The organism is Streptomyces xantholiticus, assembly GCF_014651015.1.
GTDB classification, from domain to species: Bacteria; Actinomycetota; Actinomycetes; order Streptomycetales; family Streptomycetaceae; genus Streptomyces; species Streptomyces xantholiticus.
Genome location: NZ_BMWB01000001.1, coordinates 408,137 through 432,084 on the forward strand (window position 1 = coordinate 408,137; position 23,948 = coordinate 432,084).

Annotated in this window: 20 protein-coding genes and 1 pseudogene; 10 read left to right on the plus strand and 11 right to left on the minus strand. The window is 72.6% G+C overall.

Translation table 11 applies throughout. The features are described 5' to 3' along the window. The first annotated feature begins 99 nt into the window (after nt 1-99). Complete coding sequence (locus IE198_RS01880; RefSeq protein ID WP_189881897.1) at nt 100-1,371, plus strand: ROK family transcriptional regulator; 1,272 nt, start codon at nt 100-102, stop codon at nt 1,369-1,371. Here the strand turns inward: IE198_RS01880 and IE198_RS34880 are convergent. The 3 genes and pseudogenes from IE198_RS34880 to IE198_RS01900 all read right to left on the minus strand — a co-directional run. Next, nucleotides 1,372-2,077: pseudogene (locus IE198_RS34880) on the minus strand (3-hydroxyacyl-CoA dehydrogenase family protein); the annotation flags it as partial. It lies immediately after the preceding gene. A 28-nt stretch (nt 2,078-2,105) separates the two neighbouring features. After that, nucleotides 2,106-2,876: a CoA-transferase subunit beta gene (locus IE198_RS01895; RefSeq protein ID WP_189881903.1), complete on the minus strand. Its 771-nt coding sequence runs from the start codon at nt 2,874-2,876 to the stop codon at nt 2,106-2,108. Between the two features lie 76 nt (nt 2,877-2,952). Next, a complete protein-coding gene (locus IE198_RS01900; protein WP_189882774.1) occupies nt 2,953-3,870 on the minus strand; it encodes a CoA transferase subunit A in 918 nt (305 codons plus the stop codon). Nucleotides 3,871-4,004: 134 nt separating this feature from the next. On the opposite strand from IE198_RS01900, the gene IE198_RS01905 reads away from it, so the two are divergent. Both IE198_RS01905 and IE198_RS01910 read left to right on the plus strand, forming a co-directional pair. After that, a complete protein-coding gene (locus tag IE198_RS01905; protein WP_189881905.1) occupies nt 4,005-4,922 on the plus strand; it encodes a LysR family transcriptional regulator in 918 nt (305 codons plus the stop codon). Between the two features lie 106 nt (nt 4,923-5,028). Beyond that, on the plus strand, nt 5,029-6,252 hold the full coding sequence (locus IE198_RS01910; RefSeq protein WP_189881907.1) for an acetyl-CoA C-acetyltransferase: 1,224 nt from the start codon (nt 5,029-5,031) through the stop codon (nt 6,250-6,252). A gap of 246 nt (nt 6,253-6,498) precedes the next feature. Here IE198_RS01910 and xylB read toward each other — a convergent pair whose 3' ends face one another. After that, on the minus strand, nt 6,499-7,986 hold the full coding sequence (gene xylB / locus IE198_RS01915; protein ID WP_189881909.1) for a xylulokinase: 1,488 nt from the start codon (nt 7,984-7,986) through the stop codon (nt 6,499-6,501). Nucleotides 7,987-8,153: 167 nt separating this feature from the next. Between xylB and xylA the strand changes: the two genes are divergently transcribed. Next, nucleotides 8,154-9,323, plus strand: a complete 1,170-nt coding sequence (gene xylA / locus IE198_RS01920; RefSeq protein WP_189881911.1) for a xylose isomerase — start codon at nt 8,154-8,156, stop codon at nt 9,321-9,323. Between the two features lie 88 nt (nt 9,324-9,411). On the opposite strand, the gene IE198_RS01925 is transcribed toward xylA, so the two are convergent. Then, nucleotides 9,412-9,897 carry an ATP-binding protein gene (locus tag IE198_RS01925; RefSeq protein WP_229833683.1) on the minus strand — a complete coding sequence of 162 codons (486 nt, stop codon included), beginning with the start codon at nt 9,895-9,897 and terminating at the stop codon, nt 9,412-9,414. 225 nt (nt 9,898-10,122) lie between these two features. On the opposite strand from IE198_RS01925, the gene IE198_RS01930 reads away from it, so the two are divergent. Beyond that, nucleotides 10,123-12,939, plus strand: coding sequence for an ATP-binding protein (locus IE198_RS01930; protein ID WP_189881914.1), 2,817 nt, complete (start codon nt 10,123-10,125; stop codon nt 12,937-12,939). Between the two features lie 225 nt (nt 12,940-13,164). On the opposite strand, the gene IE198_RS01935 is transcribed toward IE198_RS01930, so the two are convergent. The 5 genes from IE198_RS01935 to IE198_RS01955 all read right to left on the minus strand — a co-directional run bounded on the left by IE198_RS01935 (nt 13,165) and on the right by IE198_RS01955 (nt 17,849). Next, nucleotides 13,165-14,214: a YeiH family protein gene (locus IE198_RS01935; RefSeq protein ID WP_189881915.1), complete on the minus strand. Its 1,050-nt coding sequence runs from the start codon at nt 14,212-14,214 to the stop codon at nt 13,165-13,167. Continuing rightward, on the minus strand, nt 14,214-14,795 hold the full coding sequence (locus IE198_RS01940) for a cysteine dioxygenase family protein (RefSeq protein WP_189881917.1): 582 nt from the start codon (nt 14,793-14,795) through the stop codon (nt 14,214-14,216). The genes IE198_RS01935 and IE198_RS01940 overlap by 1 nt, the downstream gene beginning before the upstream one ends. Before the next feature lie 96 nt (nt 14,796-14,891). Further along, the gene (locus IE198_RS01945) at nt 14,892-15,797 is read right to left on the minus strand and encodes a LysR family transcriptional regulator (protein WP_189881919.1); all 906 of its coding nucleotides are present in this window, start codon (nt 15,795-15,797) and stop codon (nt 14,892-14,894) included. Between the two features lie 105 nt (nt 15,798-15,902). Continuing rightward, nucleotides 15,903-16,715 (minus strand): SAM-dependent methyltransferase, encoded by an 813-nt coding sequence (locus tag IE198_RS01950; RefSeq protein ID WP_189881921.1) that lies wholly within the window; start codon nt 16,713-16,715, stop codon nt 15,903-15,905. 228 nt (nt 16,716-16,943) lie between these two features. Beyond that, complete coding sequence (locus tag IE198_RS01955) at nt 16,944-17,849, minus strand: helix-turn-helix domain-containing protein (protein ID WP_189882778.1); 906 nt, start codon at nt 17,847-17,849, stop codon at nt 16,944-16,946. 127 nt (nt 17,850-17,976) lie between these two features. On the opposite strand from IE198_RS01955, the gene IE198_RS01960 reads away from it, so the two are divergent. From IE198_RS01960 to IE198_RS01970, 3 genes are all read left to right on the plus strand, one after another. Next, a complete protein-coding gene (locus IE198_RS01960) occupies nt 17,977-19,482 on the plus strand; it encodes an alpha/beta hydrolase (protein WP_189881923.1) in 1,506 nt (501 codons plus the stop codon). Nucleotides 19,483-19,674: 192 nt separating this feature from the next. Beyond that, on the plus strand, nt 19,675-20,826 hold the full coding sequence (locus IE198_RS01965) for a serine hydrolase domain-containing protein (RefSeq protein WP_189881925.1): 1,152 nt from the start codon (nt 19,675-19,677) through the stop codon (nt 20,824-20,826). A 75-nt stretch (nt 20,827-20,901) separates the two neighbouring features. Further along, nucleotides 20,902-21,555 (plus strand): hypothetical protein, encoded by a 654-nt coding sequence (locus tag IE198_RS01970; protein ID WP_229833684.1) that lies wholly within the window; start codon nt 20,902-20,904, stop codon nt 21,553-21,555. 15 nt (nt 21,556-21,570) lie between these two features. Here the strand turns inward: IE198_RS01970 and IE198_RS01975 are convergent, their stop codons facing one another. Then, nucleotides 21,571-21,987 (minus strand): winged helix-turn-helix transcriptional regulator, encoded by a 417-nt coding sequence (locus IE198_RS01975; protein WP_189881929.1) that lies wholly within the window; start codon nt 21,985-21,987, stop codon nt 21,571-21,573. A gap of 101 nt (nt 21,988-22,088) precedes the next feature. Between IE198_RS01975 and IE198_RS01980 the strand changes: the two genes are divergently transcribed. Together IE198_RS01980 and IE198_RS01985 are read left to right on the plus strand one after the other, a co-directional pair. Further along, nucleotides 22,089-22,934, plus strand: a complete 846-nt coding sequence (locus tag IE198_RS01980; protein WP_189881931.1) for an NAD(P)H-binding protein — start codon at nt 22,089-22,091, stop codon at nt 22,932-22,934. A 103-nt stretch (nt 22,935-23,037) separates the two neighbouring features. Continuing rightward, nucleotides 23,038-23,685 carry a hypothetical protein gene (locus tag IE198_RS01985; protein ID WP_189881933.1) on the plus strand — a complete coding sequence of 216 codons (648 nt, stop codon included), beginning with the start codon at nt 23,038-23,040 and terminating at the stop codon, nt 23,683-23,685. Nucleotides 23,686-23,948 lie beyond the last annotated feature (263 nt).

Genomic DNA, 23,948 nt, shown 5'->3' on the forward strand with positions numbered 1-23,948 from the left:
ACGGGGTGGGGAAACGTCCCGCCGCAGGCGCACCGCCCGCGGCCGTGGGCCCCCGGGGGGCGGAGCCCCCGCCGCACATCCCATAGGCTCAGCCGCAGTATGAACGGCAACCGATCAGGCAGCGCCCGCCCCGGGACGGCCCGCCCCACCCCCTTGGGAACGAAGGCCGACCGGGAGACCGTGCGCAGGCACAACCTCAGCCTGGTGCTGCGGGCGGTCCGCGACCAGGGCGAGGCGACGCGCGCCGGGGTCGCCGCCCGGGTGGGACTGACCCGTGCCGCGGTCTCCTCCCTGGTGGAGCAGCTGCTCGACAGCGGGTTCCTGTCCGAGTCGGGCAAGACGTTCAGCGGCCACGCCGGCCGCCCCGGCACCGTGCTGAAGGTCGCCCGCACCGGGGTCGCCGGCATCGGGGTCGAGATCAACGTCGACTACGTGTCGGTGTGTGTCGTCGACCTGGCCGGCACCGACCGGGTGCGGCTCGTGGAGCATCTGGACAACCGGGGTGCCGCACCGGCCGAGGTGTTCGGCCGCGCGGCCCGGATCGCGGCGCGGGCCCTCGTGTCGGCGACGGAGCAGGAGCTGCGGCCGGTCGGCGCGCAGCTGGCCCTGCCCGGTCTGGTCGCCGGCGGCACGGTCCTCCAGGCCCCGAACCTCGGCTGGACCGCCGTCCACGCGGAGGCCCCGTTCGCCGAGGCGCTGACCGCGCTGCGGCCCGACGCGCCGCCGCTGCCGGTGCGTTCGGACAACGAGGCGAACCTGGCGGCGCTGGCGGAGCTGTGGTTCGGCGGCCTGGGTGACGTACGCAGCTTTCTGTATCTGACGGGCGAGATCGGTGTCGGCGGCGCCCTGGTGCTGAGTGGTGAACTGCTGCGGGGTGCGCACGGGTTCGCCGGCGAGATCGGCCATGTGTCCGTCTCCGACGACGGCCCCCGCTGCCGCTGCGGATCACATGGTTGCCTGGAGCAGTACGCGGGTCAGTCCGCGCTGCTGCGGGCGGCCGGCCTCGACGAGGACGCCGGCGCGGCGGGCGTGGCCGAGCTGGAACGCCGTGCCGGCGCCGGCGACGACGCGGCGCTCACCGCGCTGTCCGGGGCGGGCAGGGCACTGGGCCGCGCCTTGTCCGGCGCCGTGAACCTCTTCGACCCGGACGCGGTCGTGCTCGGCGGCATCTACCGTCCGCTGCTGCCTTGGCTGGCGGCCCCCGTGGGTGCGGAGCTGGAGATCCGCGTGGTCTCCGGTCTCTGGCCCGCCGCGGGCGCGCGCCTGAGGGCCTCCTCCCCTGCCGCGGACGCAGCGCGCGGTGCGGCCGCCCTGGTCGTCCAGGGCGTGCTCGCGGACCCGGTGGCGTACGCGCCGGGCGTCACCCACTGATCAACCGGCCGTGTGCGGCGGCGGGGTACCGGGCTCGGTGAGCGGCAGGCCCAGTTGCGCCCGTTCGGTGACCCAGCGGGTGGGCCGGCAGCGCGGATCGCCGGTCGTCGCGTACAGGGCGCGGTGCAGGGCGAGCATGCGCGCGGCACCGGTGTGCTCTCCCCAGGCGAGCGGATAGCCGGGGCCGAGGGTGACGGCGAGGTCGATGTCCGCGGGCGCCGCATGCCGCGCTCGGTGATCGAGGCCGCGACGGAGGCGAGCAACCGCTGGGCGATCGAGTCGGCGGTGTCGCGTACGACGGAGACGGCGGGCGGTTCGCCGGTGTCGACGGGCCGGGCCGGCACGGCGCGTGCGTCGTGTACCGCGTCCGGGTCCGCGTCCGAGCCGGGTGTCATGGACAGGACCCGGCGCGGGTGGGGAGGGAGAGCGGGTCCACGCCGGGGGTGCGCGCCGCGGGCCGGCCTGCCTGCGCGACGGCCGCCGCGACGGTGGTGCCCCCTACGGGCACGAGCACCAGTGAGTTGTCCGCCGGGCCCGTTCCCGTGCCGGGCACGACGCCGGCCTCGCCGAGAACACCGCGCAGCTCCTGCGCGTCGGGCGGGTCACCGGGCACGTGTACCGGCCGGTTTCCGTCGCCGGAGAACAAAGGCTCGTCGGCCAGGCCGGCGGTCACCGCCCACTGGGCGATCCCGCGGCCCATCTGTCGTGGCGACACATGGCCGGGCGTGTGCGCCTCAGCGCAGATAGACGCGACCGGGGTCCACGTCCTCGCGGAGCAGCCCGAGTTCGGCGGCGGTCGGCGGCTCGACGGTGCCGACCTCGTCGGCGGTCCGCAGGTCCCAGCCGGTGGCGGCGCGCACCTGGTCGACGGTGACGCCGGGGTGCACCGCGACCAGCTGCAGCTCCTCCCCCGCGCCGGCACGGGCGAGGATGCCGAGGTCGGTGATGACCCGGGTGACGCCCGCGCCGCGCGGGGTGATGCCGTCGGCCAGTGCGCGGTCGGGACCGGGCGAGGTGCAGAAGTCGAGTTCGGCCATGAAGGAGCGCGGGTCGTGGCGGCGCATGACCACGAAGACCTCGCTCGAGTTGGCCATGACCTCCATGGCACCGCCGGAGCCGGGGAGGCGGACCGTCGGCCGGTCCCAGTCGCCGATGACGGAGGAGTTGAGGTTGCCGTGGCGATCGATCTGCGCGGCGCCGAGGAAGCCGACGTCGATGTGTCCGCCCTGGAGTACCGAGCCGAAGAGGGTGGCCATGGAGAGCACGGCCTCCGCGCCGGTGATGAGCACCGCGTCGGCGATCGTCTCCGGCAGGTGCGAGGGGTGGGCGCCGCAGACCCCGGACTCGTAGACGATCTCGAGCGTGGGCGCGACGGTGAGGTGGGCGAGCGAGGCGGCCAGGGTGGGCAGGCCGATACCGGCGAAGACGGTTCGCTTCCCGGCGAGTTCGCGGGACGCGACCACGGAGAGCAGCTCCGAGGAGGTCGCGGTAGTGGTGGCTGTCATGTCCTTCTCCCGATGGCTCGGTCCGTCGTTCGCCCGTCGCTGCTTGCACCCGTCGGTGCGTCGAACTGTGGCACGGTCACAGCCGCCGTCCGTAGTTGACCGGAAGGCTCATGGCCTCGCCGACGGCCAGGCCGGCCCAGAACTCCTCGCCCTGCTTGGCGACGTACTCGGCGTGGTCGCGGGTCCCGTACACCCATTCGGCCATCCATTCCCGCAGCCGGGCGGGGTCCTTGCTGATGTGCGACCAGGCCCGGTAGAAGGCGTTGTCCCGGTCGTAGTAGCCCTGGGCGAAGGAGGGATGCGCGCCGCGCGGGCAGGCGACGACGGCGTGGACGGCGTGCGAGGGGATGACGGTGCGGTTGGGGTCGGAGCGTACGACCTCGTCCTCGACGATCTCCTCGACCACGACCACGGCCTTCTTCGCGGCATAGACGGCCTCGGCCTGTACCCCGGTGAGACCCCAGACCTGGGTGTTGCCCGAACGGTCGGCGCGCTGCGCGTGAATGATCGTCACGTCCGGGTTGACCGGCGGCACGACGTAGATCTGCTCCGGCTCGCCGTCCGCGCCGGGGTAGGGCGAGGTGACCTTGCGGATGCCGGGGTTGACCGAGGGGAGGTCGCTGCCCGCGTAGGAGCGCAGGGGATGGAAGGGGAGGCGCTGGGCGCCGGCGAGATAGCGGCAGATCATCCCGTAGTGGCTGTACTCCTCGAAGGCGAGCGGCTCGGGGTCCGCGTGCTCGATACGGCGCCGCAGTTCCCCGAGGGAGCCTGCGGAGGAGTTGCCCACGAAGGAGGAGACCAGCTTGGTGACGCAGCCGCCGGCCAGCAGCTGGTCCACCACGATGTCCGCCGTCATCCGGACCACGGTGAGGTTCCTGCGGCCCTGCCGGATGATCTCGTGCCCCGCGGCTGTCGGGATGAGATGGGTGAAGCCTTCGAGGGACACCGTGTCGCCGTCGTGCACGAACGAGGCGATCGCGTCCTTCATCGTCATGGTCTTGTCCACGGTCCACACGCTGCCAGCACCATTGATTACTGTCCAATACCGAATTAGGGTCGGATTGAGACGTCAGGACGAATAGATTCGGCGCTCATCCAGAAATCCGGACGGAACGGAACGGGACTCCCGTGGAACTGCGCCATCTGACCTCCTTCCTCGCGGTGGCCGAGGAGCTGCACTTCGGCCGGGCCGCCAAGCGGCTCCAGATGGCGCAGCCGCCGCTGAGCCAGCAGATCCGGCAACTGGAGAAGGAGCTCGGCGTGCAGCTGTTCGAGCGCAACACCCGCTCGGTGCGGCTCACCAGTGCGGGCCAGTCCTTCCTCAAGCCGGTGCGCACCGTCCTGGCCGATCTGGACATCGCCGTACGGGTCGCGAGGGCGGCGGGTCAAGGGGAGTACGGGCGGGTCACCGTCGGCTTCGCCGGCGCCTCGTCGCACGACACGCTGCCGCTGCTCACCCGGGCCGTGCGCGCCGCCCACCCAGGCCTGGAGCTGGTGATGCAGGGGCAGACGTACGCCGATGTCGCCCTGGCCAAGGTCGCGGACGGCTCCCTCGACCTCGGCTTCGTACGGCTGCCGGCGCGTCGGCCCGGCGTCGAGACGCGGGTGATCGGCCAGGAGGAGCTGCTGTGCGCGCTCCCGCAGGATCATCCGCTCGCGGACCAGGAAAGGATCTCGGTCGCAGATCTGGCCGCCGAGCCGTTCGTCACCTTCCCCGCCAACGCCGGATCCACTTTGCGCGACGCCACCTTCAGGGCCTGCGAGGACGCAGGGTTCCATCCGCGGATCGTGCAGGAGGCGCCGGACTCGTACACCATTCTGGCGCTGGTGGCCGCGGGCGTCGGCGTGACCCTCACCCTCTCCTCCTGTCTGCACATCCAGCAGACCGGTATGGTGCACCGGCCGCTCGCCGGGCCGCCGACCCGCCTCCAGGCGGCGCTCGCCTGGCGTACGGACAATCCGTCGGCCGCTCTGCGCAGCGTGCTGGCGGTGGCCGCAGAGGCGCTGCCGACGCCTCCGGGCATGGAGGCCGGGCAGCTGGATTGAGCTGCCTCGCGTCTCAATCACCAATCGATCGGATATTGGACCGGATGAGTCGGCCGGTGGAAAGGTCGGAAGACGTATCGTCCGCCCATACCGGAAAGGCCACGACATGCCAGGTCAGCCCGATGTCGTCATCTGCGAACCGCTCCGCACCCCCATCGGGAGTTTCGGCGGTGGGCTGGCGGGTCTGCGGCCCGCAGCTCTCGCCGCCCATGTGATCGCGGAGGTCGTGCGCCGCACGGGCATCGCGCCCGAGCAGGTCGACGAGGTGATCCTCGGGCACTCCTACCCGACCTCAGACGCCCCGGCGATCGGCCGGGTGGCGGCCCTGGACGCCGGTCTCCCCGCCTCCGTCACCGGCGTGCAGATCGACCGCCGCTGCGGCTCCGGCCTCCAGGCGGTGCTGGACGCGGCCATGCAGATCCGCGCGGGCTTCAGCGACGTGGTGATCGCCGGCGGCGTCGAGGTGATGAGCGCGGCACCGTACTACACGCACGACGGCCGCTGGGGCATCAAGGGTCCCGGCCTTCAGCTGCACGACTCGCTGGCGCGCGGCAGGGTGACCGCGGGCGGCGTCAACCACCCGGTGCCCGGGGGCATGATCGAGACCGCCGAGAACCTCCGCCGCGAGTTCGGGATCAGCCGCGAGGACCAGGACGCCCTCGCGCTGCGTTCCCAGCAGCGGGCCGGGCGGGCGATCCGGGCCGGGCTGTTCGCCGAGGAGATCGTGCCCGTGCCCGTACGCGCCCGCAAGGGCGAGACGCTGGTCTCCGCGGACGAGCACCCGCGCCCCGACACGACGGCGGTGAAGCTGGCCGCGCTGCGGCCCGTGACCCTCGGATCCGACCCCGAGGCGACGGTCACCGCGGGCAACGCCAGTGGACAGAACGACGCGGCCGCCGCCTGTCTGGTGACCAGCGCCGAGACGGCCGACCGGCTGGGGCTGACCCCGCTGGTACGGCTGGTGTCCTTCGCCAGGGCGGGAGTGCCCGCCGCGAGGATGGGGATCGGTCCGGTCCCCGCCACCCGAGCGGCACTTGAGCGCGCAGGCCTCGGGCTCGCGGATCTCGACCTGATCGAGGTGAACGAGGCCTTCGCCGCCCAGGTCCTGGCCTGCACCCGGGAGCTCGGCCTGACCGAGGCCGACCACGAGCGCATCAACGTCAACGGCTCCGGCATCTCGCTGGGGCACCCGGTGGGGGCCACCGGCGGCCGCATCCTGGCGACCCTGGCCCGCGAGATGCGCCGCCGCGAAGCGCGCTACGGCCTCGAGACCATGTGCATCGGCGGCGGACAGGGTCTGGCCGCAGTCTTCGAACGCGTCACGGGCTGACCTGTTCCGCCGGTCGGCCAACCCGGGCGACCCGGACGGCAGGCCTCTCACTGGGGCAGTCATTCAGTGTTGGACCCGTCTCGGTTCCGGCCGGCACCGTTACGCCCACAACGGGATGCCGGGGCGCCGGGACGGCGCCCCCTCCCACTCCCCCTTGATCACCGTCCCCAGCGGAGCCGCAGCACGAGTGCGTCCGCCGCACGCGCGCAGAGGAGAACCACCGACCGCGCAGCGGCCGGGCCCGCTTCACCCGCCGAGCAGCGACCCGCTCGCCCGCCCCAGCACCGACGAGACCCGCTGCCACGCCTCCACGTCCCGCTCCACCGCCGGCAGCTCCTTCCCGGACCCGGCCCCCCATCCGGCCGCCAACGCCACCGCGTCCTCCCCCGTCGCCGCCGCCGCGGCCAGCGCCGCGGCGCCCAGGGCCACGAGTTCGCCGCTCGACGGGATCAGGAGGGGGCGGCCCGAGAGGCGGCGGACGGTCTCCACCCAGTGGCGGCCCATCGCCCCGCCGCCGACGAGCCGGAGCGGACGCGCCGCCGTGTCCGGCGCGGCCGGGTCCTGGCCGCAGGCGCGCAGGACCTCGTCGAGCGCGCGCAGTACGGTCACGGCCGCGCCCTCGTACGCCGCGCCCAGGATCTGCTGACGGGTCGTCGTGTGCCGAAGCCCTGTCAGCAGACCGGACGCGCCCGGGAGATCGGGGGTCCGTTCCCCGTCGAGGTACGGCAGGAGGACCACTTCGCCGCCCGCCTCGGCGGCCTCCCGGTCCAGGCCGAGCAGGGAGGCAACCTTGTCGACGGCGAGCGTGCAGTTGAGGGTGCAGGCGAGCGGCAGGTACACACCGTCGGCTGAGGCGAACCCGGCGAGTGCCGCGGACGCCGGCCGCGTGCGGGTGGCGGCGAACACCGTGCCCGAGGTGCCGAGGCTGAGCACCGGATGGTCGAGCAGTCCGGCGCCGCCGAGTCCGAGCCCGACCGCCGCGGCCATGTTGTCGCCGGTGCCTGCGGCGACCGCGATCCCGGCGGGGAGGCCGAGCCGTTCGGCGGCCGCGGTGGTGAGGGATCCGACGCGTGTGCCGCCGGTCGGCGCGACGGGCGGGAGCAGTGCGGCGTCCAGGCCGACGAGGTCCAGCAGGACGGGGTCGTACGCACCGGTCGCGGTCGAGTACCAGCAGGTGCCCGAAGCGTCTCCGGGGTCGGTGGCGGCGACGCCGGCGAGGCGTTCGGTGAGGAAGTCGTGCGGCAGGCGCACCGCCGCTGCAGCGTCGGCGACGGCGGACTCGTTCTCACGCAGCCACTGCCACTTGGTGACCGTCATGGAGGCCACGGGGACGGAGCCCGTGCGGGCGGTCCAGGCGTCGTGGCCGCCGAGCGCCTCGGTGAGGGAGGCGGCCTGCGGGGCGGAGCGGGTGTCGTTCCACAGCAGAGCCGGCCGCAGCGGCGTGCCCGCGCGGTCGAGGACGACGAGCCCGTGCTGCTGTCCGGCGACGGCGATGCCGGTGACGGCGGGCGCCGCGACGCCCAGCCCGTCCAGTTCCTTGAGGCCGGCGGCGACTGCCTCGGCGAGGGCCGTCCACCACACCTCGGGGTCGGCCTCCCGTGCGCCCCCCGCGCCGCCGACACGGTGGGGTGCCCGGCCGACGGCGAGCAGCCGCCCGGTCTCGGCGTCGGTGAACGCCGCCTTTGTGGACTGAGTGGAGTTGTCCACCCCGATGACGACCGCGTTCGCCGGCATTGCCGCACCCTCCATCAGCCCTTGCGCGACCCATTTGGCCGAGCTGGAAACAAATTACGTCACACGCCCACGCGACAACAGGACCGGAGGGTCTTCTGTCATATGGAGTCCGCATGCATTATTAGTAAAGCAAGGAAACAAACCAGTGATCCAAGGCGGACATGGCCATGACGGAACGCTTCACCCCCACCCCCGAGGACAGGTTCAGCTTCGGCCTCTGGACGGTCGGCTGGCGGGGCCGGGACCCGTTCGGGGACGCGACCCGGCCGCCCCTGGACCCCGCGGAGTCGGTCCGGCGGCTCGCCGGGCTCGGCGCGTACGGTGTGACCTTCCACGACGACGACCTGATCCCCTTCGGTGCGAACGGGAGCGAGCGGGAGTCGCACATCAAGCGCTTCCGGCAGGCCCTGGACGACACCGGCCTCGTCGTTCCGATGGCGACGACCAACCTCTTCACCCATCCGGTGTTCAAGGACGGCGGTTTCACCGCCAACGACCGTGACGTGCGCCGGTACGCCCTCCGCAAGACCGTCCGCAACATCGACCTGGCTGCCGAACTCGGCGCGCGGACCTACGTCGCCTGGGGCGGCCGCGAGGGCGCCGAGTCAGGTGCGGCCAAGGACGTGCGCGTCGCGCTGGACCGGATGAAGGAAGCCTTCGACCTGCTCGGCGAGTACGTCACCGAGCAGGGCTACGACCTGCGCTTCGCCATCGAGCCGAAGCCCAACGAGCCGCGCGGCGACATCCTGCTCCCGACCGTCGGCCACGCGCTGGCGTTCATCGAGCGGCTGGAGCGGCCAGAGCTGTACGGAGTCAACCCCGAGGTCGGCCACGAGCAGATGGCCGGACTCAACTTCCCCCACTCCATCGCGCAGGCACTGTGGGCGGGCAAGCTCTTCCACATCGACCTGAACGGCCAGACCGGCATCAAGTACGACCAGGACCTGCGTTTCGGCGCCGGTGATCTGCGCTCCGCGTTCTGGCTGGTCGACCTGCTGGAGACGGCCGGGTACGCGGGCCCGCGGCACTTCGACTTCAAGCCGCCGCGGACCGAGGACCTCGACGGCGTGTGGGAGTCGGCGGCGGGCTGCATGCGCAACTACCTGATCCTCAAGGAGCGCGCCGCGGCGTTCCGGGCCGACCCCGAGGTACGGGAGGCGCTGCTGGCCTCGCGCCTGGACGAGCTGGCGCTCCCGACGGCCGAGGACGGGCTGGCGGCGCTGCTCGCGGACCGCTCCGTGTTCGAGGAGTTCGACGTGGACGCCGCGGCCGAGCGCGGAATGGCGTTCGAGCGCCTGGACCAGTTGGCGATGGACCACCTGCTCGGCGTGCGCTGAGCCGGGCCTTTCGCCGGTGGGCCGCTCCGACCGGGTCGGGGCGGCCCAGGGCCAAGTCCGGCCTCCGCGGCGGACATGGCCTGCTGTCTCACCGATGGTGCGGTTCGAACGCTTCGGCGGCGGCCCGTACGTCCGGCGCTTCCCCGTGGAGCGCGATCTCCGCCAGCACGACGCTGCCCTTCTCCATCCGCTGCGTCACGATCCGTGTCGCGTAGTGGTCGACCAGGCGCAGCCCCCGCCCGCACCGCACGTTCGCGTCGAGCGGTTCCTTCCGGCGGGTCACCCGGTGCTTCCAGCAGCCGCCGTCCATGACCTCGACCGTCAACGCGTTCCCCCGGACGCTGATCACCGTGGACACCCACGGGCTGCCGCTGTGCAGCACCACGTTGGTGACCAGTTCGGTGACGATGACGGACAACGCCTCGTCGCAGTGGTCGGCCAGTCGCCACCGGCGGGCGACTGCCCGGGCGAAGTGCCGTAGTGCCCCCGCGGCCTGCGGCGAAGCAGGCATGGCACAGTGCGCCAGGCTTCGTAGCGCGGAGGTGGGACGGGCCCGCTCGGAGGCACGGTTCACGGCACGTTTTATGGCAATCACTTGGGCTCCTGTTCGGCCGGGCGGCGTCGCCCTGACTCAGGTCCAGCGGTCCGGGAGCCTTGGTCACCGGGCCGTCGAAAGCCATGCAGATCTTCTGCGGCACCTCAACACTCATATCCGGACACCTCGGGTGCAATCAGGGACACTGAAACCCGTATACGTAAAGAATCGAAATGCCTTGGAAACACCGAGGAGAGTGGTTCGGTGGATACGCGGAGTGACGAGGCGGCGGACCGGTGGCTGGAGCGGGCTCTGTCCGACCCGCCCGCCGGAGGGCACGGCACGGGCGGCCCTGCGCTGCTGCTGGTGGAAGGGTTGGCCGGGACCGGCAAGACCCGGCTAGCGACCCGCCTCGTCGAGCGCGCAGAGGGGCGGCCTGTACGCAGCGTGACCGTCTCGTTCTCATCGTACGGCGTCGCGGTCGGTGTTCCGCGGCCCGCCGGTGCCAAGGCCCCGGGCGACGTACGGACACCGCGAACGCCGACGGCGCCCCCCTCCACCGCCGCCGATCCGCCGGCCGCTGACCTGCCCTCCGCCGTGGACGCGTTGCTCGAGCAGGACGACCGGTTCCTGCTCGTCGCGGAGGACGTCCATCGCGCCGACCGCGCGTCGCTCGATCTGTTGCGCGCACTCGTGGACCGGCCGCCGGACGGTCTGACCGCCGTGGTGACATACCGCCCCGAGGAGTTGCGGGAGCCGGGCCTCGCACTCGGCAAGGGCGCCCACTTCCCCGCGGCTCTCGCCGTGCTGCGGCTGCGGCTCGGCCCCCTCGACACCGGGCAGGTCCGCGCCCTGGTGGCGGAGGCGCTGGGCGAGAGCCGCTGCCCGTCCGACCTGATCATGCGGCTCTTCGAGTGTTCCGGCGGTGTGCCCCAGGTCGTCGCCGACCTTGTGGGGCTGCTGCGCGAGTCGGGCGACGGACGGGAACGCTTCTCGGTCAGGGACCTGGAGGCGGTGGGCGTGCCGCCCCGTCTCGCCGACCTGGCCCTCGGCCGTACCGCGGCCTTGGGGGAGCGAATACGGCCCGTCGCCTGGGCGGCTGCCGTGCTGGACGAGCCGGTGGAGGCCGAGGAGCTGTCGGCGGTGGCCGCTCTGAGGGGCGAAGAGGGCACCGACGCGCTGGTCGAGGCGCTGCGCGCGGGGGTGCTGCGCGAGGACGGCGAGGGCCGGTACGGGTTCTTCGTCCCGATGGCGGCGGCGGCCGTGTACGGGCAGGTGCCCGGCCCGGTGCGCCGGGAGATGCACCGCAGGGCGGCCACGGCACTCGGCCGCCGGAGTCCGGTGCCGTGGGTGCCGCTGGCCCGGCACCGCCGTCACGGCGGCCAGGTGAAGGCGTGGCTGCGGGCCGTGGAGCACGCGGCGCTGCAGTGCGCGGCGGACGGCGACCACCAGGCCGCGATCGACCTTCTGGAGCGGACCCTGTCCCGTCCGACGGTGCCGCTCTCCGCGCGGGCCCGGCTGGCGCCGCTGCTGGCGCACAGCGCGGTGCTGGGACTGCGCAGCGACCAGACGGTGACGGTGCTGCGGCAGATACTCGACGAGCAGTCCCTGCCGGCCGCCGTGCGCGGCCAGATCCGGCTCGACCTGGGGCTGCTGCTGTGCAACCAGGCGGTCGCCGGTATGCAGGGCTGGCTGGAGCTCCAGCAGGCGGTCGAGGAGCTCGAGGAGCGGCCGCTGATGGCGGCCAGGGCGATGGCGGCGCTGGCCATGCCGCTGCTGTCGACGGTCCCGCTGGAGCGGAACCTGTACTGGCTGGAGCGCGCGGAGAAGGCCGGCGCGGACAGCGGCGACGAGGAGGCCGCCACGGCGGTGGCCGCCAACCGGGCCGGCACGCTGATGTACATCGGGGACCCGTCGGCCTGGCAGGTGCTGGAGCAGTTGCCGAGGGAGACCGACGACCCCGCCTGCCGCCAGCACGTCGCCCGGGGCCTGTGCAACGCGGCGGACGGCGCGCTCTGGCTCGGTCAGCTCGGTCCTGCGCGCGGGCTGCTCGCCGAGGGGGTGGAGCTGGCGACCCGCAGCGGGGCCTCGTACGTCGAGCAGGGCGCCCGTGGGACCTTGCTGCTGCTCGACTGGGCCGAGGGCAACTGGGCGGAACTGGCGACGCGGGCGAGGGCGTTCGTGGCGGAGGCCGACACCATGCCGGGCCAGGGCGTCGACGGCCGTACGGTGCTCGGGCTGATGGCGCTGTCCAGGGGCGAGTGGCAGCAGGCGACCGCCTGGCTGGCCGGTGAGGGCTCGCGAGAGACGAACGGTTCCGCCGTACCGCACGTGGCGACGGCCTCCGGGGCGCTGATCCGCATGGCCCTGGTCCGCGACGACGTCGAGTCTGCCGTGGCGGAGGCGTCGATGGCCTGGGACCGGATCAGGGACAAGGGCGTCTGGGTGTGGGCGGCCGAACTGGCGCCGTGGGCCGTCGACGCGACGCTGCGCGCGGGGCGTCGCGACACGGCACGGGGCATGGTCCTCGAGTACGAGGTCGGTCTCGAAGGGCGCCAGGCGCCGGCGTCGGCGGCGGCCCTGAACTGGTGCCGCGCGCTGCTCGCGGAGGCGGAAGGCGAACAGCGGGAGGCCGCCGAGCTCTACCGGCGGGCGGCCATCCTGTATGCGGGCCTGCCTCGCCCGTACGCGACCGTCCTGGCCACCGAGGGGGCGGCGCGCTGCCAGTTGGCCTCCGGGGCCGACGCCGCAGCCGCGGTCGGCGAACTGACGTCCTGCGTAGAGCAGTTGACCGAACTGGGCGCAGTGTGGGACGCCGCCCGCATCCGTGCGGAGCTGCGGGCCCACCAGGGTGCGGACGAGCAGCGGCCGCGCGGCCGTCCCAGCTACGGCGATCAGCTGTCACCGCGCGAGCAGGAGGTCGCGGATCTGGCGGCGACCGGACTCACAAACCGGGAGATCGCGGCGACGCTGCATCTGTCGCCGCGCACGGTGGAGCAGCATGTGGCCAGGGCCCGTCGGAAGCTGGAGTCGCAGTCCCGGCAGACTCTGTCACGGACGCGCTCCCAGCGCCCGGACTGACGCCTGCGGACGCGGGCGGGACGGCGGCCCGATGCCTGGCTGATTCTTTGCGTATAGGTAAATCACCGGTTCCCTATTGGCGGCGCCGGTCCCGCGGCCCTAGCTTCCCTGTCGTGCCCGGGACAGCCGGGATGCCGACCGACCACGGCTCAACCCCACATACGGCCGTGATCGTGAAGCCATGGGAATCCCGGTCCCGGGCACCGCAGCAGCAGGGCCCGATCATCACGCCACCAGCAGCACCCCGGCGTACGAGACGCCCGCCACGACCAGCCACGCGGACAGGCCGAGGGCCGCCACACGGCCGCCGGTGCGGGTGAGCGAAGGCAGGTCGACGGCGCTGCCGAGCCCGAACAGGGCGGCGGCCAGCAGCAGTTCCTGACCGGTGTGCGCCACCTCCAGCGCTTCGACCGGAAGCAGCCCGGTGCTGCGCACGGCCACCGCGGCGAGGAAGCCGACGACGAACAGTGGCACCAGCGGCACCCGCCTGCGGCCGGCGCCGCGGGATCCGGCCTCAGCCTTCCTCCTGCGCCGCACGGACAGCGCCACGACGGCGACCAGCGGGGCGAGCAGCGCCACCCGCATCAGCTTCACCAGCACGGCCTCGCCGAGCGCGGGCCCGCCGGCGGTCTGCGCGGTGGCGACGACCTGGCCGACGTCGTGCACGCTCGCCCCGACCCAGCGGCCGAACTCCTCGTCTCCGAGCCCCAACGGGCCTTGGAGCAGCGGAAGTACGACGATGGCGAGGGTCCCGCAGAGCGTCACGAGCGTCACGGCCGTGGCCGCGTCCCTCTCGTCGCTCTCCGTCGCCTCGCTCACGGCGCCGATCGCCGAGGCCCCGCAGACGGCGTATCCGGTGGCGACGAGCAGCGGCTGGTCGCCGGGCAGTCCCAGACGCCGGCCGAGCCACCAGGTGCCGAGCATCGTGGCCACCACGACGACCAGCACCATGGCGACGGTCGCCCAGCCCAGGCGGCGTACGTCGTCGAGGCCGAGTTGCAGCCCGAGGAGCACGATGCCGGCGCGCATCAGCCGCTTCCCCGCGTACGACAGGCCAGGTCGGGCGGCTCCTCGTACGGCCGCCCTGAGCAGTGGCAGATGTGCGGCCAGGACGCCGAGTACGACGGCGGCGGTGAGCATGGGCACAACGGGCAGCAGCCGGTGCACGCACCAGGCGAGGGCGACGCCGAGCACGGCGAGCGTGAGCCCGTGGCGCCGTCCTGCCGCCGGGGCGCTGCGCGACGGGGCGGCGGGCCGCTCCCGCAGGAGGGCCATCAGCGGTCGGCCGGCAGGTCGTAGACGCGCCGGACGCTGGTGCGGAGGCGGGATATGTCGGCGCCGTAGACGTGCAGGGACACGGCGGCCCGGGGGCCGGCGTTCCACACGCGGTGGATGTCCCCCGGTGGTGCGAAGCCGCAGAACTCGCCCTGTGCGTTGACCACGTCGGCCGTGGCGACGAGCCGCGCCGTGTCGCCCGCGCCGGTGGCGGGGACGAGCCGGTAGCGCCGCTCGCGCTCCTGTCCCTCGTGCACCCCGGTGGTGCACCAGGAGACGTGGTCGTGCACGGACGTCCCCTGCCCGGGCAGCCAGACGAGCGCGACGACGGAGAAGCTGCCGTCGTGTTCGGCGTGCAGGAGGTGCTGGCGGTAGCGGGTCGGATCGCTCTCGCGCTGCTCGGCGGTGAGCAGGTCCGGGGCGCCCAGATACGGCGCGAGGCGTTCGCCGACCAGGTAGGCGGTCGGGTCGGGCGGCAGTCCGCGCCCGACGGCCTCGCGCACGTCGGCGATCAGGGCGTCGAGGCGTTCGGTGGTGCGGGCGGCGGTGAAGGCGCCCGGGGCGGTGGAGGCCGATGTCATACGGGCAGCGTCCAGCCGGTACAACCATTACGTCCAACGACGTTTTCTTCGCACTTCCCAAGCAGTGCTTATGGATGCGGGCGGGTACGTGGCAGGTCAGCAACCGGTCTTGTTCGCGGCGACCGTCCTCAGTTCGTCGAGCACGAGCGCCGTCGCGGGGACGCGCAGATGCTCCTTGAGCACGTACGCGGAGATCTTGCGCCTGGAGGCGGGCTGGAGCGGGCGTCCGGCCACCTTCGCGTGGCGCATGAAGTTCAGGACGAGCGCCGGGATCATGGCGACTCCCAGCCCTTCCGCGACCAGACTCTGCACGGCGAGGTTGTCGTCGGTCATGAAGGCGATGTCGGGTACGAAGCCCGCCTCGGCGCATTCGTGGAGGAGGTTGGCCCGGCAGCGTGGGCAGCCTGCTATCCAGCGTTCGCCCTCGAGGTCGGTGAGCCGTACGGCCCCCCGGCGGGCCAGATGGTGCCCGGCCGGCAGCAGTACGGTCAACTGGTCCTCGAGGAGCGGTATCTCCACCAGTTCGTCCGGCACCTGTTCGTGCAGGCCGGGGTAGGTGAAGGCGAGGGAGATGTCGCACTCGCCCCGTGCCAGACGCCGCAGCGACTCGGGCGGTTCGTTCTCCAGCAGGTCGACACGTATGGCCGGGTGGGCGGCCGTGAGCCGGGCCAGCGTCTCGGGTACGAGGGTGGAGTTGGCGCTGGGGAAGGCGCAGATGCGGACCCGCCCGGCGCGCAGCCGGGTGAGCGCGTTCATCTGCTCCTGGGCGGCCGACATGGAGTCGAGGATGGTCGTCGCGTGCCGGGCCAGCGCCTCGCCCGCCTCGGTGAGCCGCATCCCGCGGCCCACCCGGACGAACAGGGCGGTGCCGACGTCCCGTTCGAGGGCCTTCATCTGCTGGGTGATCGCCGGCTGGGTGTACCCGAGGGCGCGCGCGGCGGCCGAGTAGGAGCCGGTCCTGACCACTTGGTGGAACGTCATGATGTGCCGGGAATCGAACACCGGTGCATCATAAGCGGAATTTGGAGGCCGATACCGCCGGACCCGCCCTGCGCTGCTCGCCGGCCCCCTCACCGGGCCCTGCTCGCCCGGCCTCACGGGAAGCGACTACGGCTTGAGGGCCACCGCGCCGTACAGCGAGATCACGGCGTTCTCGTCGGCGCTCTCGTCCACGCCGAGCTCGGGGTGCCAGTCGGTCAGCGGGACGATCCCGGGCTCCACGGGCTCCAGGCCGTCGAAGAACCGAACGATCTCCTCGCGGGTCCGCGGCGCGAGCGTGACGCCCCCGGCCGCGTACATCGCGACGCCCTGCTCGACGGCGACGGGGTCGAAGTCGGCGGTGAGCTGGGACAGGACCAGGTAGCTCCCGGAGGGGAGGGCGTCGACGAGCCGGGCCACCAGCTCGTGGGGCCTGTCTTCGTCACCGAGGAAGTGGGTCAGAGCCACCAGGGAGAGCGCGACCGGACGCGTGAAGTCAAGGCTTCTGCGGGCCTGTTCCAGGATGCGGTCGGGGTCGCGCACATCCGCCTGGACATAGTCCGTGACGCCCTCGGGGGTGCTGCGCAGCAGCGCCTCCGCATGGGTCAGCACGATCGGGTCGTTGTCGGCGTAGACGACGCGGGACTCGGGAGCGACGCCCTGGGCCACCTGGTGCAGATTGGGCTCCGTGGGGATGCCGGTGCCAACGTCGAGGTACTGCCGGACCCCGGCCTCGCGCGCGAGCCAGCGGGTGACGCGCTGCATGAACCAGCGGTTGGTCCTGGCCACATGTTTGGCCGTCCCGTCGAGGCCCATGATGTGCCGGCCGAGCTCCTCGTCGACCGGGTAGTTGTCCTTGCCGCCGAGGAACCAGTCGTAGACCCGGGCCGGGTGGGGCCTCGTGGTGTCGATCCGTGCGGCGGCCGGCTCGCTCCCGGTCATTCGAGGCTCCCTCGTGCTCGACGTCCCGTCCCTTCGGTGTGGACGATCCCATGATCCTCGCAGCAGAGCACCGGATGCCGCAAGCAACTACCTCACTGCACCGAGCAGTTGGCTCGAGCAGATGGAGCACTCGGGGCCGCCCCCGCAAGCCCTTGCCCGGGGTCCTCGCCCGGGCGATGCGACGCCGGCCAGGCCCGGCCCCATGGGCGCGGCGCGCGGGTGCGGGGGTCAGGCTGCGGGACAGTCGGCCCGGGAGTCGAGGGCGGCGCAGAGCCAGTCGTGGGCGGCGCCCGGGGTGGGCTCCGACGGGCCTCGAAGTTCGGCGGTCAGCTGCCAGTAGCCGTCGATACGGGGATCCGCGGCAAGCCGGCCGGCGAGGCCGTGGCGGAACGCGGGAGTGTCGCCGGCGCCGCACGCGTGGGCATAGGCGGAGACGAAGCAGTCGAGTGCTTCGCCCTGGTGCGGCGGCCGCTGCGCCAGCATCTGCGCCGACGCCAGCGCGTAGGCCTCGGCGAGACCGTCGTAGAGCACGGCCGCGCGGAAGCCCGTCTCCGGCCGGTGTGCCGCGGGCTGGCAGGGGCCGGTGCCGGAGCAGTCGGCGGTGGTGAGGGCGTGCAGCCGGGCGAAGGCCAGTACCTGCTCCGGAGCGGGGTCGTCGGGAGGCTGCGGGACCGCCTGATCGACGATCGCGGAGACCAGCCGGGCCGGGAGCCGCGCGGGCAGCAGCCAGCGCCGCCAGAAGCGTGCCATCGGCGCGGTGCTCGGCGGGACGGACACCGCCCCGATCAGGCGCAGCCGGTCCGCGCGTTCCCCCGGGGTGCAGTCCCTGAGCAGGTGGAGGGCGGCCTCCCGCCAGCGCAGTGCCGCCAGTTGCGAGCCGACCTCGCGCAACCGCCGTGCAACGACGTCCTCCAGCGCATCCTCGTGGTCGAGGATCCGGCCGACGTCCGGGACGGGCAGGTCGAGGGTGCGCAGCGAGCGGATCAGCCGGAGGCGGTCGACCGCCTCCGGCCCATACCGGCGGTGGCCGCCGCCGCTGCGGGTCGCTTCGGGCAGCAGGCCACGGTCGGAGTAGAAGCGGACGGTCTTGACGGTGACGCCGGCACGCTCGGCGACTTCTCCGATGCTCCACATGCCGTCGCGGGGTGCGCCGTCGTCGAACAAGGCTTGAACCTCCCTCAGGGGGAGTTCCTACCGTACCGGCGACGGCGGTCGGCCAGTGGGGCCGGTCGCGCGGACCGAGGTATGCAAGGAGACGTTCATGACGGCATTCGTCCTGGTGTCGGGCACCTTCACCGGCGGCTGGGTGTGGCAGGAAGTGGCCGCGCGGCTCCGGGAGTCCGGGGCGGAGGTCCATCCGGTGACACTCACGGGGATGGGCGACCGCCGGCACCTGGCGGGCCCCGACACGGACCTGGAGACGCATGTCGACGACGTGGTGCGGCTGATCGACGAGGTGGACGCACCCCAGGTGGTGATCGTCGGCCACGACTACGGCATCCATCCGGTGCTCGGCGCCGCCGACCGGCGTCCGCAGCGGATCGCCCGGGTCGTCCATCTGGACGCGGGCATCCCCCAGGACGGCGAATCCGCCGCGCGGTTGGTGGCCGACGAGACGGTGCGGGACCGCCTGGTCGGGCCGGCCGGCTCCGACGACGACGGGCGGATCCCGCCGCCCGCGGCCGACGGATGGCAGCGCTGGGGCAGCACCTCCGGTGTCCCCGAAGACGCACTGACCCTGCTTTCCGACCGTGCCGCACCACAGCCGCGGGCCACGCTCACCCAGCCGCTGCGGCTGTCCGGAGCGGTGTCCGAGCTGCCGTCGACCGGCGTCCTGTGCACGGCGAACGGGTCGAGCATCGCCGTCGTCCAGGCCATGGTGGGACTGGGTCACCCCCATCTGAAGGCGCTCACCGACCCACGGGTGACGTTCTTCGAACTCGCCACCGGGCACTGGCCCATGCTCTCCGCCCCCGGTGAACTGGCCGAGGTGCTGCTGCGGGCCGCCGCAGGCGAAGGGCACCGACTGACCGAGGCGGCCGGCGAACAGCCCTCGCATCTACGTCCGTTCATCCTGGACGTACCCGAGCGGCACCGCGAGCGGGTGGGCCAGGTCGACCTCCATCTGCCGGACGCCGACGGGCCGCGGCCCGCGGTGGTGTTCGTCCACGGCGGCCCGGTCCCGGCCGAGACGCGGCCGACACCGCGTGACTGGCCCGGTTTCGTCGGCTACGCCCAGTACGTGGCGAGCCTGGGAGCGGTCGGCGTGACGCTGGACCACCGGCTGCACGGCGTCGGCGACTACGGGCGGGCCGCCGAGGACGTCACCGCAGCCGTCGATCTCGTACGGGCGGATCCGCGCGTCGACGGGGAACGCGTCGCGCTCTGGTTCTTCTCCGGCGGCGGACTGCTCTGCGCGGACTGGCTGGCATCGCCTCGGCCGTGGCTGCGGTGTGTGGCGGCGACCTATCCCGCACTGGCGCCCCTGCCGAGCTGGGGGGTCACCGATGCGCGTTTCCGGCCGGCGACCGCGGTACGGGAGGCGGGGCGCCTGCCGATCGTGCTGACCCGGGTGGAGCTGGAGGTCGCGGAGCTCGCGGTGACGGTCGAGGAGTTCCTGGCCGCGGCCGAGGACTGCGAGGCGGCTGTCGAGATCGTCGACGTACCGGGCGGCCACCACGGGTTCGAGACGATCGACCACACCGAGCAGGCACGCGATGCGGTGACCCGGGCGGTGCGGTCCGTGCTGGGACACCTGCGGAGCTGAGGTGCCTGCGCGGCCGGCGGCGGCCGGCGATCCGCTGCCGGCCGCCGTCGTCCACTGCCGCCGCCGACTGCCGCGGTCCGGTCGCCACGGGAATCGTTGCGCGCCTGTGCAGCCTTTCCGGGCGGCCCCGACCGATGAGTCCTTGCCGTGGTGTCGGTCCTCCCTTCGACCGCACACGCGAGAAGGTGGCCCATGAGCAATCTGCGCACTGTTCTGAGCAAGCATGTCGAGAGCGGGTCGCTGCCGGGCGCGGTGGCCCTGGTGGCCCGCGGTGGCCAGGTGGAGGTGCAGACCGTCGGCCACACCGACATGGACGGCACCGCCCCGATGGCCAGGGACTCGATCTTCCGTATCGCCTCGATCACCAAGCCCGTGGTCGCAGCGGGGGTCATGATGCTCGTCGAGGACGGCGTGATCGCGCTGGACGACCCGGTGGGCGCGTGGCTGCCGGAGCTGGCGGCGCCGATGGTCGTCCGCACACCGCAGAGCCCTGTCGACGACGTGGTCCCGGCGGTCCGGCCGATCACCGTGTTCGATCTGCTGACCTCCCGCGCCGGATACGGCTTTCCCTCCGACTTCTCGCTGCCCGCCGTCGCACCGCTGGTCAGCGAGCTGAAGCAGGGCCCGCCGCAGCCCCGGAACGTCCCGGCACCCGACGCGTGGATGGCGGCGCTGACCCGGATCCCGATGCTGCACCAGCCGGGCGAGGCCTGGCTGTACAACATCTGCTCCGACATCCAGGGCGTGCTGATCGCCAGGGCCTCGGGCCGCACGTTGCCCGAATTCCTCGCCGAGCGGCTCTTCGAGCCGCTCGGCATGACGGACACCGCCTTCCACGTCGCTGCGGCCGAGCTCGACCGCTTCACCAGCTACTACGTGCCCGGCCCGGCAGGTGGCCCGGAGCTGGCGGACGCGCCGGACGGACAGTGGAGCACCCCGCCCGCGTTCCCGTCCGGCGCGGGCGGGCTGGTCTCGACCCTCGACGACTACCACGCCTTCGCCCGCCTGCTCCTCGCCGAGGGCACCGCTCCCGACGGCCGCCGCCTGCTCACCCAGGAGTCGGTACGGCGGATGACCACCAACCACCTGACCACGGACCAGCGCAAGGCCGGCGGCCTGTTCCTGGAGGGTATGGGCTGGGGCTTCGGCGCCGCCGTCGACGTGGAACGGGTCGATCCCTGGAGCGTCCCCGGCCGCTACGGCTGGGTCGGTGGCACGGGCACAGCCGCCCACATCACGCCGTCCACGGGTGCGGTCACCATCCTTCTCACCCAACTGCAGATGTCCGGACCGTCGTTCCCGGAGTCGATGCGCGACTTCTGGCAGTACGCGGCCGAGGCGTGAGGAGCGCGTCGTCGAGCGGGAGCCGTAACCGTAATCCGCATGCGGTGCGGCCGGGTCATGCCGCACACTCTCCGGGTGATCGCCTTGCAGCCCGTCCTGGAGACGTACGCACCCGCCGGTTTCGACCTCTGGCCGGTGGCCGACTCCGAACCGTACGGCTTTCTGCCGCTGAACGGTGCGCTCGACACCGCCCAGGTCGGCACGGCCGTGATGCGTGTCGCAGCGTGCAACGACATCGATCCGGAGCACGACGACCGCCGGCCGCGCCCCCGCGACCCGCTCGGACGCTTTCTGCACGGTCTGCTCACCATGGACCCCCTCTTCGCGTCCGGTGGCCTGCGCATCACCGACACCGCCACCGGGGCCACACTGGTACCGGGCTGCTGCAGCGGGCTCGAGGACTGGCGCGAATGGTTCGGCGTCGTCGACGGCGAGGGTGACGGCGGCTCCGGCTGGTTCGGCCACGACCCGAGCCCGCTCGCCGAACGCGTCGGCGACGTCGCCCGGCTGACCGTCGACATGGAACGGGACGACAGTCCGGTGATCGAGCTGTCCGTCACCGAACTGCGCCGTCTGCTCGTGGGCGCCGAGCGCGATCTGGCCGACTTCCTCCGACTGGCCGCCGGTTGGGCGGCCCTCCACCTCCCCGACCACGCCCTCCCGGTCACCGCCGCACTGGCCCGTGGCCTGGACATGCCGATGCCCGTGCCGGTCACGCCTCGACGCTAGGGCCCGTCCGGCCTGTCAGGTGCGGCGGCGCCCGCCGCCACCCCCCTCCCGCGCGTCGTAGTCCATCCGGGCCTGCTCCACGGTGCCCAGGTACTTCGCGGACCACTCGGCCAGCGTGGCGAACAACGGCGCCAGGCTGCGGCCGAGTTCACTGATCTCGTATTCCACCCTGGGTGGGACCTCCGGGTAGTACGTCCGTATGACGAGCCCGTCACGCTCCAACTGCCGTAGCCGCTGCGTCAGTACCTTCGGTGTGATCGTGCCCAGGCGGCGCTCCAGCTCCACGAAACGCTGCCTCCCGTGCTCGTGAAGCGCCCACAGGATCGGCGTGGTCCAGCGGCTGAAGACGATGTCGACCACGGGAGCGATCGGGCATGCGTACTCCGGGTCGGCATCCGCGCCGGCCTCCTGCCACCGTGTGCTGTCGGTCACAACTTCCCCCTGCCCCCATTACTTTCCTCTAGGTACCTACTATCCCCACGACGGTAGCTTCCTTCACGTTCACAACGAACGAACGGACAAGGGGAGCGAACATGATCGTGGTGACAGGGGCGACAGGCAACGTCGGCAGGCCGCTCGTCAAGGCACTCGCGGAGGCCGGCGAACAGGTGACGGCGATCTCTCGGACGCCCGTGGTGCCGACTGCACCCGGCGCCCCGTCAGGCGTACGGCACCGGCAGGCCGACCTGAACGATGCGGCCGGCCTCAAGGCCGCGTTCGACGGCGCCGAGGCGCTGTTCCTTCTCCTCACCGGCGAATGGCTGGCCGCCGGTGGCGACCCGAACCTCATCCTCGACGCCGCACGCAGCGCCGGCGTCCGACGCATCGTCCACCTCTCCTCTCAAGGTGTGGGGACGCGGCGCCACTCGTCCCACCTGGAGGACGCCATCAGGCAGAGCGGCCTCGAGTGGACCATGTTGCGGCCCGGCGGCTTCAGTTCCAACACGTTCCAGTGGGCGGAGACTGTCCGGACGCAGCGCACGGTCACGGCGCCCTTCGCCGATGTGGCACTGCCGGTCATCGACCCGGCCGACATCGCCGAGGCCGCGGCGGTGACGCTGCGGGATGCCGGCCACAGCTCCAGGACGTACGAACTGACCGGGCCGGCACCCGTGTCCCCCCGGCAGCAGACCGCCGCGATCGCGGAAGCTCTGGGAGAACGCGTGCGGTTCGTCGAGCAGAGCCCCGAGGAAGCCCGCACGCAGATGCTGCGGTTCATGCCCGAGCCGGTCGTCGACGCGACCCTCGGCATCCTCGGCACCCCGTCGCCCGCCGAACAGCGCGTGAGCCCGGACATCGAGCACCTGCTCGGCCGCCCGCCCCGCACGTTCGCGCAATGGGCGGTGCGGAACGCGGCTGCGTTCAAGCAGCCCGCCTGAATCTCCGATCCTGGTTGTCAGTGGCAGCGCGTACGGTCTGTTCCGTGCACGGGCGCACCGCCCGCCCGGACCGGACCCACGGACAGGAGAGTGACCGGACGTCATGACCGTGAAGGCGTTGGCCCACTCCCCGCTCACGACCGAAGCCGTACGGGAGCTGCTGGAGATCCCCGGGTCGCCTCCTGTTCCCGACGACGACTTCATCGCACACAGCGAGAAGGTGCTGGGGTGGGGCTTCACGGACCTGGTGTGCGACGCCGACCTCACCCGGCACGGCCACGTTCTCTCGTACGACGTGGACAATCCGCTCGGCGATCCGGAAGCCGCGTTCCACCTCGTCTTCGGCGAGGCATACCCCTACCGGCCCGACATGCCGGACGAGGCAGAGAGCCTGACGGACGACGTCCGGACCTGGGCGGAGACTCCCGGTTGGCATTTCCGCACCGACCCCGGCCCCGACGGCTGCGAGTCCGTATTGGCTGAGGCGGCGCACACCGTGTCGGCGGTGCTCGGATGCCCGCCGCAGCGGACCGTACGCACGGACGACCACTTCAGCATGGGCCCGCATGCCCTGTGCCGAATATGGCGCACGAGCGGCCATGCCGTCGTCCTGACGCCCCTGGCGGACGAAGGCCGGTACGGCTACCTCACACACTTGGCGTTGGCCCTGATCCCGTGCCCTGCCGAGGAGGAGCTGCCGGCCGACGACCCCGCCCTCAGGGACTGGGTCCTCAAGCGGATCGACTGGTAGCACGCGGCATCGCGCACGACAGAGCCGGTGTGCTGCGGCCACTCGTTGTGTGCGGCCCGCCTGTGCCGCCGTGACAGCATCCGCACCGGCTCGCTGTGCCGGTTCGACTCCGCTGCCGACGGTTCCGGTGAGCAGCAGCAGAAGTCCCAGGGTGACCAGCATGTTCCGGCGCGCGACGAGGTGACGTCGCTGAACGGGCAGTTCGGCGGGCAACCGCCGGTACGCGTCGTGTTCGAAGCCCACGCGGACGCAGCGCATCTCGT

Bases quoted from the DNA above. Each gene is read 5' to 3' on its own strand.
- IE198_RS01880 (WP_189881897.1), top strand. From the start codon at position 100: ATGAACGGCAACCGATCAGGCAGCGCCCGCCCCGGGACGGCCCGCCCC.
- IE198_RS01980 (WP_189881931.1), top strand. From the start codon at position 22,089: ATGATCGTGGTGACAGGGGCGACAGGCAACGTCGGCAGGCCGCTCGTC.
- IE198_RS01965 (WP_189881925.1), top strand. From the start codon at position 19,675: ATGAGCAATCTGCGCACTGTTCTGAGCAAGCATGTCGAGAGCGGGTCG.
- xylB (WP_189881909.1), bottom strand. From the start codon at position 7,986: ATGCCGGCGAACGCGGTCGTCATCGGGGTGGACAACTCCACTCAGTCC.
- IE198_RS01955 (WP_189882778.1), bottom strand. From the start codon at position 17,849: ATGTGGAGCATCGGAGAAGTCGCCGAGCGTGCCGGCGTCACCGTCAAG.
- IE198_RS01960 (WP_189881923.1), top strand. From the start codon at position 17,977: ATGACGGCATTCGTCCTGGTGTCGGGCACCTTCACCGGCGGCTGGGTG.
- IE198_RS01895 (WP_189881903.1), bottom strand. From the start codon at position 2,876: ATGACAGCCACCACTACCGCGACCTCCTCGGAGCTGCTCTCCGTGGTC.
- IE198_RS01910 (WP_189881907.1), top strand. From the start codon at position 5,029: ATGCCAGGTCAGCCCGATGTCGTCATCTGCGAACCGCTCCGCACCCCC.
- IE198_RS01940 (WP_189881917.1), bottom strand. From the start codon at position 14,795: ATGACATCGGCCTCCACCGCCCCGGGCGCCTTCACCGCCGCCCGCACC.
- IE198_RS01985 (WP_189881933.1), top strand. From the start codon at position 23,038: ATGACCGTGAAGGCGTTGGCCCACTCCCCGCTCACGACCGAAGCCGTA.
- IE198_RS01950 (WP_189881921.1), bottom strand. From the start codon at position 16,715: ATGACCGGGAGCGAGCCGGCCGCCGCACGGATCGACACCACGAGGCCC.
- IE198_RS01935 (WP_189881915.1), bottom strand. From the start codon at position 14,214: ATGGCCCTCCTGCGGGAGCGGCCCGCCGCCCCGTCGCGCAGCGCCCCG.
- IE198_RS01900 (WP_189882774.1), bottom strand. From the start codon at position 3,870: ATGACGATGAAGGACGCGATCGCCTCGTTCGTGCACGACGGCGACACG.
- xylA (WP_189881911.1), top strand. From the start codon at position 8,154: ATGACGGAACGCTTCACCCCCACCCCCGAGGACAGGTTCAGCTTCGGC.